The sequence below is a fragment of the Geothermobacter hydrogeniphilus genome (assembly GCF_002898515.1).
Lineage (GTDB): Bacteria > Desulfobacterota > Desulfuromonadia > Desulfuromonadales > Geothermobacteraceae > Geothermobacter_A.
In genome coordinates this window covers 16,109-31,341 of the sequence record NZ_PPFX01000015.1, presented here as the reverse complement: position 1 = coordinate 31,341, position 15,233 = coordinate 16,109, and the positions used below count along the sequence as shown (strand labels likewise).

Genomic DNA, 15,233 nt, shown 5'->3' with positions numbered 1-15,233 from the left:
TTGGCGCGAAAACCGGGCAGGTTTTTTCCTGCCGCCGGCCCCGCGGCCCGCTCCCCCTCGTCTATTTTTTTGTTTTTCGTCGCCGAACCCAGCCCTCGACCACCTTCTGCTCTGCCCGCGACAGGGCCAGGGACTCGGGTGGCACATCCCGGGTGATGGTCGACCCGGCGCCGATCAGACTGTCGCGACCGATTCTGACCGGGGCCACGAACTGGGTGTCGGAACCGACAAAAACATTATCCTCGATCACCGTGCGGTGCTTGTTGACCCCGTCATAGTTGCAGGTGATGGTGCCGCAGCCAATATTGACGCCGCTGCCGAGTTCACAGTCGCCGAGGTAGGTCAGGTGACTGGCCTTGGAACCGAAACCGATCTCGGCCTTCTTGGTTTCAACGAAATTGCCGATCTTGTTCTCGCCGGCGAGCCGGGTTCCGGGCCGCAGGTGAGCCATCGGTCCGATGTCGGTTCCTGGCCCGATGTCACTTTCAGCAAGAACCGAACCGGCCTTGATATTGACCCGGTCAGCGACACGGCAGGCGTCGATGGTCACATGAGGGCCGATGGCGCAGTCGCTGCCGATGATCGTCGCTCCGCGCAGGATGGTGCCCGGCAGCAGGGTGGTGTCGGCGCCGATCTCCACCCCGGCCTCGATATAGGTCGTTTCCGGATCGAGGATGCTGACCCCGTTACGCAGATGCATGGTGTTGATCCGCCGCCGCATAATGGCTTCGGCGGCCGCCAGCTGGACACGGTCATTGATGCCCATCGCCTCATCGGCATCCCCGGTCGCCAGCGCGCAGACGGTGCGTCCTGCGCGGCGGGCGACAGCCACCACATCGGTGAGATAATATTCCCCCTGGGCGTTGTCGCAGCCGACCCCGGTCAGGGCTTCAAAAACAAAAGGTACCTCGAACAGATAGATACCGGTATTGATCTCACGAATCCGCCGCTGTTCGGCACTGGCATCCTTCTCCTCGACGATCCCCTCGACCTGGTTGCCGACACGCACAATACGACCATAGCCGTACGGGTCGTCAAGTTCAGCGGTCAGGACCGTAACCGCCGCCTGTCGGTCACGGTGCAACTGCAGCAACCGTCGCAGGGTTTCCAGGCGCAGCAGCGGCACATCGCCGCACAACAGCAGCAGTGTTCCCCGAAAATCCTCCAGCACCGGGCGGGCGCAGAGCAGCGCGTGACCGGTCCCCAGCTGCTCCGGCTGGCGAACGAAATCGACCCCGGTCGCGGCAAGGGCCGCCTCGACCTGTTCGGCGCCGTAGCCGGTCACCAGTACCGTCGGCGCGCAGCCGAGCTGCCGAGCGCAGTCCAGCGGCCAGGCCGCCAGCGGCCGACCGGCCAGCGGATGCAGCACCTTGGGACGCTTCGATTTCAAACGGGTACCCTGTCCGGCCGCCAGAACCACCGCGGCCAACTGCGTTTCCATCATTTTTCCTCCCCCTCAGTTTCATGTCCAAGGCGCAAAAACGTCTTATTATACGCCAGCCCCCATGCCAGTCAAGGCATCCCTGCGGTCAGGATGAGCAAAAACACCCATCTGCTGCGTTGGCCTTTCCCCGTTTCAACGACGTACCTTTCGGTACGCCTGATTCCGCTGTGTTACGGACATTTTTGTTCAGCCGGGAAAACATGTTTTTTCAACCCCCTGCAAGAGGTTCTGACAGGCCCCGGAAGGCTATCCGTCGAAGTCCAGTAACTACCTTAAATAACCGCAATTTTCTTTGCATCGAACGACAAGTTAAGTATAGTTTCATCAATGGGAGGTGTTTCCATGGATGAACGCAGGCAGATCGACCGCATTCTCTCTGAGATCGAACAACGGATGCGCCAACTCGAAATTCACTTCGAGCAGTACTTCGGCGGGATCGAAAAACGGGCCCCGATGCAGGAGCGGGAGGACTTGGCACGCTCCCTGCGCCAGTTCGCCAACCGGCATATCATCCAGACCAACCTGCGTTTCCGCTACCAGAACCTGGCGAGCCGTTTTCACAGTTACTGCGGACACTGGGACCGCATTCTGCGGTTGATGGACGAAGGCAAGTTCGAACAAGGCAGCGGCCGCGTCTCCGCCCCGAAAAGTGCCCCGCCGACCGCGGCAGAGTCCGACCGGGTTGCTCAGGTCTATGATGACCTGCGTGCCGCTTATGAGGAAACCGGCAGCGGCAAACCACCCGAGCGCGAGCAGGTCGAGGATTTCCTGGCCCGGCAGGAGGAGAAAATCCGCCGCAAGTTCGGCGACCGCGAAGTGGAGTTCCGGGTTGTCGCTGAAGGGGGTAAGCCAAAGATCAAGGTCCGGGCCAGGAAGTGAGCCAAGGTGACGGCGAAACGCAGACAAAAAACCGCCCTGGTTCTCGCCGGCGGCGGCATCATGGGAGCGGCCTACGAAATAGGCTGTCTGACCGTCCTTGACCAGTTGTTCGAAGACGGCTTCAACGTCAACCGATTCGATCTCTTCGTCGGCGTCAGCGCCGGCTCGGTCATCGCCAGTCTGATAGCCAACAACGTTTCTCCGGCCAGCCTCTTTGCTGCCATCAGCAACGATGAACAGACCGTCTTCAACTGGCGACGACGCGACATCTACCGTCTCGACACCCTGACGATGCTCGGCAGTTGCTGGAAGCTGTTCGCCAACAGCGTCCGCATCTTCCGCAGTTATCGAAGCAATCGTTCAAATTTCAGCCTGCAGGAGCTGCCATACCTCCTGCAGGAACAGTTTCCGGCCGGACTTTTTTCCCTCGGGCCGATGCAGGACTATCTCTGCCGCTCCTTCCGCCAGGAAGGGCTGTGCGACGACTTCCGCGAACTGGAACGTCCCCTGTTCATCCCCAGCTATGACCTCGACAACGGCAAGCGGGTCGTCTTCGGCAGCGACGGCTACCGCAATGTTCATATCTGCCAGGCGATCACCGCCTCCAGCGCCATCCCTTTCTTCTTCCGCCCGCACCGTATCGGCGGCCGCTATTACATCGACGGCAACATCGGTCGCGTCACCCATATTGACATCGCCATCGAACAGGGAGCCAAACTGATCGTGCTGATCAACCCACGAGTACCAATGGTCAACGACCCGGCTCGAATCTGTCTGCCGTCCCTTTCCTACGGCCATTGCACCAGTATTGCCAAACTCGGCATCGGCGTCGCCTGGGAACAGTCGCAACGCATCGAGAGCCGGGAGAAACTGGAGCTGGCAATGGAAACCTACCGACGCGAACATCCGGATGTCGACATCATCCTGATCGAACCGGGGCCGGAAGAATCACTGCTCTTCTTCCAGAGTCCGATGAGCCAAAAGGCCCGCAACCAGACCATGGCCTACGGTTATCAATTGACCCTGGGGCAGCTCAACAATCGCCTTCCGGAACTGGCGCGTATCTTCTCCCGGCATCAGATCAACACCCGGCTGACGCGACTGCAGGACCTCTTCAATAACCCGAACCAGCCCGCCGGGACGGAAGGAGAGAACCATGAGGCATAGCTGCCCGGCCATCACCTTCGCCACCCTGCACGTCCGCCGTTCCGCCCAGGCGGTCAGCCTCGCCGCCGGCTGCCTGGCCGCTGCTCTTCCGCAGAGGATCCGGGCAGGCTGCCGGCTGCTTGATTTTTATCCGGACCAGCCGGTTGCGACCATGGCCGATCGTATCCTGGCTGAACGGGTCGACCTGCTGGCGCTGCCGACCTATCTCTGGAACTACAATATCCTCACGGCTCTCTGTACCGAAATCCGCAACCGCAGTCCACAGACACTGATTGCCTGCGGCGGCCCGGAGGCTACCGCCAGGGCTGCTACAATCCTGGAGCAGAAAACCTGCGACCTGGTGATTCCCGGAGAAGGGGAAAAACACTTCTCCGATCTGGTTCTGGCTCTCGCCGCCGGTGATGACTGGCGGCGACTGCCCGGTATGACCCTGATGGGACCGGGTGGGGTTGTCTCCAACCCTGACAAAACAATGCGCCAGCTCTCCATCCAAGCCGATTCCCCCTGGTTGTGCGGCCTGCTGCAACCGACCACAGAAGGCGGTGTTCTCTGGGAAACCGCCCGCGGCTGTACCTTCGGCTGCGATTTCTGCTTCGATTCCGGCGGACACCACCAGGTCCGCCCCCTGCCGGAAGAACGGCTGGTCGCCGAACTGGAACTGTTTCAACGCCGGGGGGTCAGCCAAGTCTGGGTTCTCGATTCGACCTTCAATTTCCCGCCCGCGCGCGGCAAACAACTGCTGCGACTGCTGGCTGACCACGGCCGGGGCATCCACTTCCATCTCGAAGCCAAGGCTGATTTCCTCGACCGGGAAACCGTCGCGCTGCTGGCCGAGGTCGACTGCTCGGTCCAGGTCGGCCTGCAGTCCGCCCACGCCGAGATCCTGCGCCGGGTTCACCGCCCCTTCGATCCGGAAGTTTTCAGCCGGGCGATAAATCTACTCAACGCCGAAGGCATCACCTTCGGCCTCGACCTGATCTACGGCCTGCCCGGTGACAACCTTGCAGGCTTCTGCCGCAGCCTCGATTTCGCCCTGCAGTTCGCCCCCAACCACCTCGATATTTTTCCGCTGGCGATCCTGCCGGGCACCCAACTTGCGGCACGCGCCACCACCGAGGGCATCCGCCACCAACCCGAACCGCCTTACGAAGTCCTCGCCACTCCGGACCTGCCGCGGGCGAAGCTGGAACGATGCCGCGAACTCGCCGCCGCCGTCGACCTGTTCTACAACACCGGCAGGGCGGTCGGCCTGCTGCCGACCCTGCTGCGCTCGCTGCAGATCGAGGCGGTCAATTTCTTTACCGATTTCGCCAACTGGCTGCAGCAGGACCAGGGGCTCTACCGCGACGCGCTGCTGGCCACCGAAACCTGGAGCAGCGCCGAGGTTCTGGCGATGCAGGAGAGCTTCATCCAGCACCTGCTGCTCAAACGGGGGCATCCCGAACTTCTGCCCGCCGCCCTCGACCTGCTGCGCTACCACTTTCACTACGCCGAGGCCCACCTCGGCGATGAAGTCCTCCCTCCTTCGCGACCATTGCAGAAAGAACAGGCATGGGACACCCCCTGGTCCCTGGCACCGGGGGTCCGACTGGTCCCCTTCCACTACGAAATCGTCGATCTGCTCGACCTTGAAGGGGCCGACCTGAGAGCCATCGGCGAACTGCTGCGGCCGGTCGGCTCGGTGGCGCTCTTCGTCAGGCGACAAAATGAAGTCTGGTGTGAATCGCTGGAGGAGGATTTCCTGAAACTGTTGCAGAACTGTGACGGCCGACGCAGCCCGGCTGAAATCTTCGCCGGCAGCATTGCCCCGCGTGAAGGCATGGAACTGGTCGATTTCGCGGTCGCGGAAGGATTGCTGGAACAGATGCCGCCTACTTGAGCAGCAGGTCCATCATCCCCTGATAGGTTTTGCGCTTGCGTTCGGACTGGCCGTAGAGGGTCGCCGAGAAGAGGGCGGTGGCGGCGTGCTCGGCCATCATCGAGAACAGCTGGTGGTCAACCGGGGCGAAGGATTCCTTCTGCACGAACAGCTGGTAAACCGCCAGCACCCCCATCACTTCATCGTGAATCTTGAGCGGAATGGCGACCAGCGGCCGAAGCGGATCGTCGGAACCGGCGGTCACCACCCCCTCCTGCAGATAGGTTTCCCCACTTTCGAAGGCCCCGCCGACAATCCCCTCGCCGGCGGCGACAGCAGGAAACTCGTCGCTTTCGAACCCTTCGCCGGCCTCGAAAAGCAGGCAATTTTCCTGCTTGTTCCACAACAGCAGGGCGAATTTCTCGGCACCGACGAAATTGATCACCACTTCCTTGATGATCTCGATCACCTGCTCGCGATCGAGTACCGAATGCAGCCGCGAAGAGGCGATATAGAGGTTGGTCAGGTTGTTGTTGACATCCTCGCTCTGGATCAGCTGTTCAGCGAATTCGCGGTTTTCCTCTTCGAGCTCCCTGATCCGCGCCAGCAGGTCGGCGTTCTGCCGACGCAGCTCCTCGACCGACAAGTCGGCCTCGGGTTCTGTCCGCCTGTCCGGCACGTGGGGCGATGGCTGCTCCGCGGCTGACGCCTGCTGCTGAAGATAGCTCTCCAGGGCGGCAATCCCCTGCGGCTCGGGGTGGATGAAATAGATCCCCATGCCGGCCTCGGCGCCGGGCGTGACCCGCTTCACCTTGCCGAGGACCTGCAGCTGGTCACCGGTCGGCAGTTCAAGCAGGATCTCGACCAGACTGCCGATCGCCAGTTCGGTGCGGCTGCGGACATAAATGCCGTTGCGGGAGACATCACCGACGGTGGCACTGAGGCTCTTGTCCCGCTGCTGCAGGCGCACGCGCAACGATGCCGCGACCCGCTCCGCGGTCCGGTGCCGCAACCCGCCGAGCAGGCGCTCGACTTTCTCCAGCAGCTCATTCTTGTTGACCGGCTTGGTGAGATAGTCGTCGCAACCGGCTTCAAGGCAGCGGCGGATCTCCTCCTCCTTGCCGCCGGCGGTGACCATGATCACCGGCAGTCGCTGCCAGCGTTCATCACTGCGCAACCGGCGGCAGAAATCATCACCGTCAAGATCGGGCATGTAGAGATCGAGCAGAATCAGGTCGGGTTCAAGCAGGGGAAGTTCAGTCAGAACCTCGGCGGCGGAGGTCCGGGTCAGGATTTCGTGACCGCTCTCCTGGAGAAAGGATTTTTCGAGTTGCAGAAACAGCTCGACATCATCTATCAGCAGCAAGGTGGCCATCGATCCGTCCGGGCTCCTCTTTCTCTTTCCTTCATTGCCGGGGAGTGGAACGAAATTAACCGAGCGGGCCCCAAAAGTAAAGCCCCCCGGTGTATAGCCGGGGGGCTTTATTCGACGTGTCGGAAACCGGCCGCTGACAGGCGGGCCGGAACGATCAGGCAACATCCGACAGACGCCGCCGGTAACGTGGTCGTTCAATGATCATACTGCGAATTTCAGCCGGTTCAGGCACCCGTCCGGCAATCCGCAGGTTATCGTCGAGAACCAGGGCCGGGGACACGTAGACCCGGTTATCGATCATCTTGCGCCGATCCCGGTAAACGTGAACCTCGGCATTCACGGCCAGGTCCTCAAGAACATGGCGCACATTTTCCAGGGTCCGTTCACAACGCTGGCCACAATCGGGTTTGCAGAGAATATCGATACGCATGAGGATGACACCTCCCTGTCAGATAACTGACTCAGTTGGTCATATTATAGCCGGCCACGAGACAATAGCAATCATTTTCGTCCCGTTTCAGTCCAGGCGCGGCGGCGGGTTGTCGCCGTAGACAAACTTGAGCGCCCGCCGGACACGCGCCTGCAGACGTATCGCATTGATCGGCTTGGCGATGAAATCAAAGTAGCCGAGATCGAGGACCCGCGCCTCTTCTTCGGGGGCACTTTTGGAGGAAAGACCGATCACCGGGATTTTTCGCGTGCGCGGATTGCTCTGCAGACTGCGGAACATGGCATCGCCGCTGAGCTGCGGCATGATGGTGTCGGAAACAATAAGGTGCGGCATTCTGGTCATCGCCACCTTGATCCCCTCAGCACCGTTGTTGGCCTGCAACACCCGGTAGCCGGCCCTTTCCATCGCCGCCGCGATGGCACAACGCACCAGCTCCTGGTCATCCACCACCAGCACCGTCCACCAGGTCTGCAGATCCCTCGGCTGGCGCCCCCGGTAGTGCCGATCGACGGCATCGACAATCTCGCTGCGGGTGGTCACGCAGGGAGCGATGCTCAATCCGGTACGAAAACCGAGCTCATCGATGGTCTGCATGTCAAGGGGATTGACCATCGCCAGATGCAGCTTCCGCCCCTCGACCTTGAGCGGGAAAATCAGTTTCTTCAGTGCCTCATCACCGTCGACCAGGGCGAGAACTTCGCGCGGGAATCGATGGTGACAGATCTCCTTGACCGTCTTCAATCCGAACTGACGAGCCAGGACGATACTGATGTCCCGCTCGGTGACGATCCCGTGTTCCTCCAGGATCTGACCTAGATGGCGACCGCTTTCCCGCTGTCGGGCAAGAGCCGTCTGCAGGGTTTTTTCGCTGAGAATCCCGGCCTCGACCAGAATTTCTCCGAAGCGCTTGCGCTGAGCCATGCACGCTCCCTTCATTCCCCTCCGAAAGCAGAAACCATCAACTGCATCAGCCTACAAACTCCTTATCGACCTGGCAAGACTTTTCTTTAATAAAATCATATATATGGCCATTACCTGAATCAGTGAGTTCCTGTTGGATGGAAAGTGCAAGTGCTTGGCCTGAATGAGATTTTCAAAAATCTGAAGCGCACCCATAGGTTCGCTGGTGATTTTTGGGAAGCTCAGGCAGATCAATGACTTGTGCTGTCCGCCGACAAGGGGCTCACTGATTCAGGCATTATTCAGGCACCACGGTCAGCTCACCGTCTTTGACATCCACCTTGAGACAGGTCCCGGCGGGAAGCTCGCCACGGATCAGCAACCGCCCGATGCGGGTCTCCAGCTGGTGCTGCAGATAGCGTTTGAGGGGGCGCGCGCCGTACTGCGGATCGTAGCCGCGTTCGGCGACCAGGTCATGGGCGGCCTCAGTCAACTGCAGCTGCAGCTGGCGATCGGCCAGCCGAGCGCGCAGCTGCTCGACCAGCAGGTCGATAATCCGGACGATTTCATCACGCTGCAGCGGCTTGAACAGCACCAGGTCATCGACCCGGTTGAGGAATTCGGGCTGGAAGCTGCTGCGCAGCGCCCGCATCACCTGGTTGCGGGTCGCCTCGGGGATCCGCCCTTCGCTGTCGATGCCGGCAATCAGATCCTCGGCGCCGATGTTCGAGGTCATGATGATGACGCTGTTCTTGAAATCAACGGTCCGGCCCTGGCTGTCGGTCACCCGGCCATCATCGAGAATCTGCAGCAGCACGTTGAAGACCTCCGGGTGCGCCTTTTCAATCTCATCGAAGAGGATCACCGTGTAGGGTTTGCGCCGAACCGCCTCGGTCAACTGGCCGCCCTGGTCGTACCCGACATAACCGGGGGGCGCGCCGATCAGCCGGCTGACGGCGTGTTTTTCCATGTACTCGGACATGTCGATGCGCACCAGGTTCTCTTCCGAATCGAACAGCGCCTCGGCCAGGGTGCGTGCCAGTTCGGTCTTGCCGACCCCGGTCGGGCCGAGAAAGATGAAGGAGCCGACCGGCCGTTTCGGGTCCTTGATGCCGGCCCGGGCGCGGATCACCGCGTCGGCTACCAGCTGCACCGCCTCGTCCTGACCGATCACCCGCCGATGCAGAATCTGGTCAAGTTTGAGCAGCTTTTCCCGTTCCCCCTCCATCAGCCGGGTGACCGGAATGCCGGTCCAGCGCGAAACGATATCGGCGATCTCATCATCACTGACCGCTTCGCGCACCAGCCCGCCACTCACCTCGCCCTCATCCTCCAGGCGATGCAGCTCGGCCTCCAGTTGCGGCAGCTGTCCGTGCTTCAGTTCGGCGGCCCGGTTAAGATCGTAATTCCGCTCTGCCCGTTCGATCTCCTGCCGGGTCCGCTCGATCTGCTCGCGCAGTGCCTGCAGCTTCTTGATCGCACCTTTCTCTTTATCCCACTGCGCCTGCAGGGTGTTCCGGCGTTCCTGCAGGTCGGCCAGCTCTCGGCGCAACTGCTCAAGGCGCTGGATACTGGCGGCATCGGTCTCCTTGGTCAGAGCCGCCTCCTCGATCTGCAGCTGCATGCCGCGACGGGTCACCTCATCGAGTTCCTGCGGCAGCGAATCGATCTCGGTGCGGATCATGGCGCAGGCTTCATCGACCAGGTCGATCGCCTTGTCCGGCAGGAAGCGGTCAGAGATATAACGGTCGGACAGAGTCGCCGCGGCGACCAGGGCGTTGTCATGGATACGCACCCCGTGATGCACTTCGAAGCGTTCCTTGAGACCGCGCAGGATACTGACCGTATCCTCGACGCTCGGCGGTTCGACCAGTACCGGCTGGAAGCGGCGTTCGAGAGCGGCATCCTTCTCGATATGCAGGCGATATTCATCGAGGGTGGTGGCACCGATACAGTGCAGTTCGCCACGCGCCAGCAGCGGCTTGAGCATGTTGCCGGCATCCATCGCCCCTTCGGCCTTGCCGGCACCGACAATGGTGTGCAGCTCATCAATGAACAGCAGGATGCGCCCGGCACTCTCGCGGATCTCGGCCAACACCGCCTTGAGCCGCTCTTCGAACTCACCGCGGTACTTGGCCCCGGCGATCAGCGACCCGAGATCGAGGGCGTAGACGGTCTTGTCCTTCAACCCTTCGGGAACGTCACCACGGACGATCCGCTGCGCCAGACCTTCAACGATGGCGGTCTTGCCGACCCCCGGCTCACCGATCAGCACCGGGTTGTTCTTGGTCTTGCGGGAGAGGATGCGGATGGTGCGGCGAATTTCCGCGTCCCGGCCGATGACCGGGTCGAGTTTACCCTTGCGCACCTCGGCCACCAGGTCACGGCCGTACTTCTGCAGCGCCTCGTAGGTTCCCTCGGGATCCTGGCTGGTCACCCGCTGATGGCCGCGCACACCGGTCAAAGCCTGCAGCAGCCGATCACGGTCGATCTTGAATTGTTTCAGAATGCGGCCGGCCGGACTTTTGTCATCTTCGTCGGTAAAGGCCAGCAGCAGGTGTTCGACACTGACGAATTCATCCTTGAGCTGACGGGCCTCCTCTTCGGCCTTGACCAGCAGGCGGTTGAGTCGCTGGGTGACATAGATTTTCCCCACCTCGGCACCCGGCCCGGAAACCTGCGGCAACTTGTCCAACTCCTGTTGCAGCGCGCGCCGCAGGGCGGCCGGGTCAAGCTCCATTTTCTCCAGCAGGCGCACCGCCAGCCCGTCCTCCTGGTCGAGCAGGGCGGCCAGCAGGTGTTCGCCGTCAACCTCGACATGGCCGAAACGCTGCGCCAGGTTCTGGGCGGCCTGCACCGCCTCCTGGCTCTTCTGGGTCAGCTTGTTGAAATCCATAGTCACCTCTTTGAAAAAGTCCTGAAAAGATTACCAAAAAAAAGGGCCGGCGCCATCCGACAACCGGCCTGGCAGCCTGCCGGACCTGCGATCAGACAAGTCCGGCAGGCTGCGGGGAGATCAGTGGATCGTCTTGATCTCGATCCGCTTCGGCCGGGCCGCCTCGACCTTCGGCAGGTGCAGGGTCAGCACCCCCGCTTGGAGTTCGGCCTGCGCCTTGTCACCATCGAGCAGTTCGGGCAGATGGAACTGGCGATAATAGCCGGCCGGAGCGAATTCACTGTAAATCCGTTTACCCGGGGTTTCCGAACCGGCCCTGCCTTCAATGGTCAGGATACCGTTGTTGATGTCAACCCGCAGATCGTCCTTGCTCATGCCCGGCACGTCGGCCATGAAGGTCAATCCTTCATCGGTCTCGAAGATATCAACGGCGGGAGCCACATAGCGCTCACGCAGGTTGTCTCCAGTTGCCAGGCTCTTCTCGTTCTGAACGGTCAGATTTTTATCAGTCATGGCTCTACTCCTTAAAGTATTTTCAGGTTACTGGTCGAAAATTTTCTGCTCTCAGGCGACCTTAATGGCGATCTGCTTCGGCTTGGCCGCCTCGGCTTTCGGCAGAGTGACATCCAGCACACCATTCTTGTAGGTCGCCGAAACCTTGTTGGGATTGACGTCCGCCGGCAGCTCGATGGTGCGCAGGAACTTGCCCGCTCCCCGCTCACGACGATGCCAGGTCGCGTTGACGTCAGCCACCTGCTCGGGCCGCTCGCCGCTCAGGGTCAGGCTGTTGCCGACCACGTTCATCTCCAGCTGTTTCGGATCGACACCCGGCAGCAGGGCGCTGAGGTAGAAGTTGTTCTCATCTTCGAGCAGGTTGAAACGGGGCGTGCGGCGGGCACCGAGACCGGGCAGAAAAGCGGGCTCCAGCAGGCTGCCGAGACCGACGCTGTTGAAGATCTCATCCATTTCCCGACGCATCTGATCCATCTCGCGAAACAGGTTCCAGTTGATCATGACTCTTTCCTCCTTGGGTTGGATTTCGCCTGATCCGTCAGGCTTGTTGGCGTTGTCGCCAGGAGGCATTACAACTGTCATGCCAGGCTTTTAAAAAATGTTTTTACTTTAAATTCGGTATGTTATGGAATTGATGCGGATCAGACGGCCAACTTGCGACAGCAACCGGCTGTCGCGGGCCGCGACAGTTGCGACAACTGCGACGTCGCAAGCCAGGCAGAAACCGGTGGAGAGAAAGGTGAAAACGACAGGAGGATGGAAATCACGTTCCCGAGGCTGGGCAAAAATGCCCAGATGCAAGGCGCCCGCAGCCCTGCAGAATAAGGCGTACCGGAAGGTACGTCGTTGATGCGGGGGAAGGGCAACGCCGCAGATGGGCGTTTAGGCTCAGCCGCTAGCGCTGAATACCGAGTTTTTTCAGGTATCGATAGAGCGTGGCGCGATGGACACCGAGGCGCCGGGCCGCGGCGCTCAGGTTGCCGCGATGATAGTCCAGGGCTTCGCGGATCATTTCACGGGTCAACCCGACCGGGCAGGTGGAACGGGAGTGCCGGTCGCGACTGGAAAGCTCGGCCGGGGCTTCCAGCAGGCGTTCAGTCTGCGGCAGGGGATAGGGGGGGACAATCGGAGCCTCCGACCGCGACTGGCCGCCGGCCGCGAACGCCTGCCGCTCCCGCACCCATTCGGCAAAGGCGCGCGCTCCGATCACCTCGGCCCGGGTCTCGATAAAGACCCGCTCCAGGACGTTGCGCAACTCGCGGATATTGCCCGGCCAGAGATAGGCCTGCAGCAGGGAAATAGCCTCGGGCGTCAAGCGTTCGATACGCCGTCGGTATTTTTTCGAGAAGGACCGCAGGAAATGGTCGACCAGCGGCGGAATATCCTCGATGCGTTCCCGCAACGGCGGCAGGTGGATACGCAGCACCGCCAGCCGATGGTAGAGGTCGGCGCGGAAGCGCCCTTCCCCGACCGCCTGCTCCAGCGGCACGTTGGTGGCACAGACGACACGCACATCGACCCGCTGTTCCCGCTCGGCACCGACCCGCTCAATGCAGCCGGTCTCCAGCACCCGCAACAACTTGGCCTGGATCTCGGCCGGCATATCACCGACCTCATCGAGAAACAGGGTGCCGCCGTCGGCCCGTTCGAAGCGACCGCGATGGCTGCGGATCGCCCCGGTAAACGCACCCTTTTCATGTCCGAACAGTTCCGACTCAAGCAACTCGGAACTGATCGCCGCGCAATTGACCGCCACCAGCGGGCCATCGCACCGCTCACTGGCCCGGTGCAGCGCCGCAGCCACCAGCTCCTTGCCGGTCCCGGTCTCCCCGGTCACCACCACCGCCGCCTCGGTCGGACCATAACGTTCGATCTTGCGCAGCACATCGCGTATCGCCGGGCTGCTTCCGATCAGGCCGAAGGTTTCCCGGTGCGGTTCAGCCTCGTGCTGCTGCAGGAACAGGGCGACCCGGTAACCGCTGTAATCATCACTCAGTCCCAGCGGCTCCAGTGCCAGGTTGACCGTCTCGCCGGCAGGAAGACGCAGGACAACCCCGGAGAGAAGCGCGTCCTTCTCCACCACCTCGCGCAACAGTTCGACCAGTGACGGCTGGCTGCCGGCGAACAGGATCGAGAGATCTCTCCCGCGCAGGGACTCGGGATCACCAGCAAGCTGCCCGGCCAGTCGCGCGGAACAACGTTCAATCCGCCAGCGCGAACCGTTGCCAAGTGCCACCAGGTCGGGCCTGACCGCGGGAAGGTGTTCGATTGTCAAGGGAGGGGTCGATTGCATGACACAGACAATGTAACCGCTCTGCGGCTCGGCTTCAAGGGGGGAGCGTGGCGGGTGCGGCAGGAATTGGCTTGTGGTTTGCGGATGTTACGGGAACAAGTGGAGCCGGCCGCCCCCAGCACCACCGTTCCGAGGCGGTCGAGATTCGTGCAGATGCAAGGCGCCCGAGGGCTGAAACCACAGGCGTAGCGACAGCTACGTCGAGGATTGAAGACCGAGGGCAACGCAGCAGATGTGCGGATATCGGCCGTCCTCGCAGCAAAACCGCGGGGTCGCGGCCCCGCTCGCCGCCTTCCTCTTTTGCTGGCCCAAAAGAGGAAGCAGAAAAGGGCCATCGCCTGCGGCGGGCATGGACACTGCCCCTTGCCAACCCTACAGATGACGAAACCCGCGGTGCTCCCGTAGCCACGCCCGGCAGTGGTGGTACGTGAAGCTGTCTACGCAGGGAGGCAGACAAGCGAGCTACACAGAGGAAGCATTAAAACCAAGAGACGCAGTCCCGTAGCCGTTTTTCTTCAGCAACACTGCTTCAAGGCGGCCGAGACGTATTCGCATGCAAGGCTTGCGAAGGATGAGTCCGCAGGTGTAGCGACAGCTACATTGAGGAGCGAAGACTGAGCATAACGCAGCAGGCGGGTGCGTATCGGCCGCCCAGCACCAAAGTTGAAGGCGGTCGAGATTCGTGCAGATGCAAGGCGTCTCGCAACTGATGGAGTGAGTCGTAGCCTCTGGCTACGTCGCAGCGACTGAAGGTGCGAGCAACGCAGCAGATGTGCGGATATCGGCCGCCCTACCTCTCAAGCTGTGTTGTGGTGTCGGATGATCTTCCCTTCAATCATATACACCACATCCTCCGCCACGTTGGTGGTCAGGTCGGCGATCCGCTCCAGGTAGCGGGAGATCGAGAGATACTGAATCAGGCCGTCCAGTTCCTCCGGCCGGTTGCGGATACGATCCTTGGTTCTGGCGAAGCTGTCACGGTGCAGGCTGTCAACCTCATCGTCAAGATCAAGAACCTCCATGGCGAGATCCTGGTCCATGTTGACCAGGGAATCGAGGGTCTTCTTGAGCATCTTCTCCACCACCTCACTCATCCGCTGCACGGCGAAGGGAGGCTCCAGCTCCGGCTCATTCATCAGCTGCAGGGCGCGTTCGGCAAGATTGCCGGCCAGATCGTTGATCCGTTCGAAATCGTTGTTGATCTTCAGAACCGCGACAATATAGCGCAGATCGACGGCGACCGGCTGATGCAGGGCAAGGATTTTCAGGCACTCTTCCTCCAGGTCGACTTCCAGCTGGTTGACCTGGTCTCCCATCTCAATCACCTTGCGGGCCAGGCCGGCATCTCTTTTCAGCAGGGCGAGAACACCCTGCTGGACACTCTCTTCAACCAGCGCCGCCAGGGCGAGAATCATCTTTTTCAGTTTTTCCATTTCCCGCAGCATGTGCACAGTCAT

At 61.1% G+C, this 15,233-nt stretch carries 12 protein-coding genes; 3 read left to right on the top strand and 9 right to left on the bottom strand.

Annotated features, from left to right (window positions below; all coding sequences use genetic code 11):
- Positions 1 to 61: 61 nt before the first annotated feature.
- Positions 62 to 1,444, bottom strand: coding sequence for a bifunctional UDP-N-acetylglucosamine diphosphorylase/glucosamine-1-phosphate N-acetyltransferase GlmU (gene glmU, locus C2E25_RS08170; RefSeq protein ID WP_103115269.1), 1,383 nt, complete (start codon positions 1,442 to 1,444; stop codon positions 62 to 64).
- A gap of 342 nt (positions 1,445 to 1,786) precedes the next feature.
- Between glmU and C2E25_RS08165 the strand changes: the two genes are divergently transcribed.
- The 3 genes from C2E25_RS08165 to C2E25_RS08155 are packed head-to-tail and all read left to right on the top strand — an operon-like array spanning position 1,787 to position 5,369.
- Positions 1,787 to 2,323: an MXAN_5187 C-terminal domain-containing protein gene (locus tag C2E25_RS08165; protein ID WP_103115268.1), complete on the top strand. Its 537-nt coding sequence runs from the start codon at positions 1,787 to 1,789 to the stop codon at positions 2,321 to 2,323.
- A 6-nt stretch (positions 2,324 to 2,329) separates the two neighbouring features.
- On the top strand, positions 2,330 to 3,490 hold the full coding sequence (locus C2E25_RS08160; RefSeq protein ID WP_103115267.1) for a patatin-like phospholipase family protein: 1,161 nt from the start codon (positions 2,330 to 2,332) through the stop codon (positions 3,488 to 3,490).
- A complete protein-coding gene (locus tag C2E25_RS08155) occupies positions 3,480 to 5,369 on the top strand; it encodes a B12-binding domain-containing radical SAM protein (RefSeq protein WP_103115266.1) in 1,890 nt (629 codons plus the stop codon). The genes C2E25_RS08160 and C2E25_RS08155 overlap by 11 nt, the downstream gene beginning before the upstream one ends.
- Here the strand turns inward: C2E25_RS08155 and C2E25_RS08150 are convergent.
- From C2E25_RS08150 to phoU, 8 genes are all read right to left on the bottom strand, one after another.
- The gene (locus C2E25_RS08150; protein WP_158247191.1) at positions 5,362 to 6,723 is read right to left on the bottom strand and encodes a response regulator; all 1,362 of its coding nucleotides are present in this window, start codon (positions 6,721 to 6,723) and stop codon (positions 5,362 to 5,364) included. The two genes, C2E25_RS08155 and C2E25_RS08150, sit on opposite strands and share 8 nt — an antisense overlap.
- 154 nt (positions 6,724 to 6,877) lie before the next feature.
- Positions 6,878 to 7,153 carry a thioredoxin family protein gene (locus C2E25_RS08145; RefSeq protein WP_085011710.1) on the bottom strand — a complete coding sequence of 92 codons (276 nt, stop codon included), beginning with the start codon at positions 7,151 to 7,153 and terminating at the stop codon, positions 6,878 to 6,880.
- Between the two features lie 87 nt (positions 7,154 to 7,240).
- The gene (locus C2E25_RS08140) at positions 7,241 to 8,095 is read right to left on the bottom strand and encodes a response regulator (protein ID WP_158247190.1); all 855 of its coding nucleotides are present in this window, start codon (positions 8,093 to 8,095) and stop codon (positions 7,241 to 7,243) included.
- A 277-nt stretch (positions 8,096 to 8,372) separates the two neighbouring features.
- Positions 8,373 to 10,970: an ATP-dependent chaperone ClpB gene (gene clpB, locus C2E25_RS08135; RefSeq protein ID WP_103115263.1), complete on the bottom strand. Its 2,598-nt coding sequence runs from the start codon at positions 10,968 to 10,970 to the stop codon at positions 8,373 to 8,375.
- A 120-nt stretch (positions 10,971 to 11,090) separates the two neighbouring features.
- On the bottom strand, positions 11,091 to 11,483 hold the full coding sequence (locus tag C2E25_RS08130; protein WP_103115262.1) for an Hsp20/alpha crystallin family protein: 393 nt from the start codon (positions 11,481 to 11,483) through the stop codon (positions 11,091 to 11,093).
- Positions 11,484 to 11,534: 51 nt separating this feature from the next.
- The gene (locus C2E25_RS08125; RefSeq protein ID WP_158247189.1) at positions 11,535 to 11,984 is read right to left on the bottom strand and encodes an Hsp20/alpha crystallin family protein; all 450 of its coding nucleotides are present in this window, start codon (positions 11,982 to 11,984) and stop codon (positions 11,535 to 11,537) included.
- Positions 11,985 to 12,378: 394 nt separating this feature from the next.
- On the bottom strand, positions 12,379 to 13,758 hold the full coding sequence (locus tag C2E25_RS08120; RefSeq protein ID WP_233189377.1) for a sigma-54 interaction domain-containing protein: 1,380 nt from the start codon (positions 13,756 to 13,758) through the stop codon (positions 12,379 to 12,381).
- An 815-nt stretch (positions 13,759 to 14,573) separates the two neighbouring features.
- Positions 14,574 to 15,233: a phosphate signaling complex protein PhoU gene (phoU, locus tag C2E25_RS08115; RefSeq protein WP_103115259.1), complete on the bottom strand. Its 660-nt coding sequence runs from the start codon at positions 15,231 to 15,233 to the stop codon at positions 14,574 to 14,576.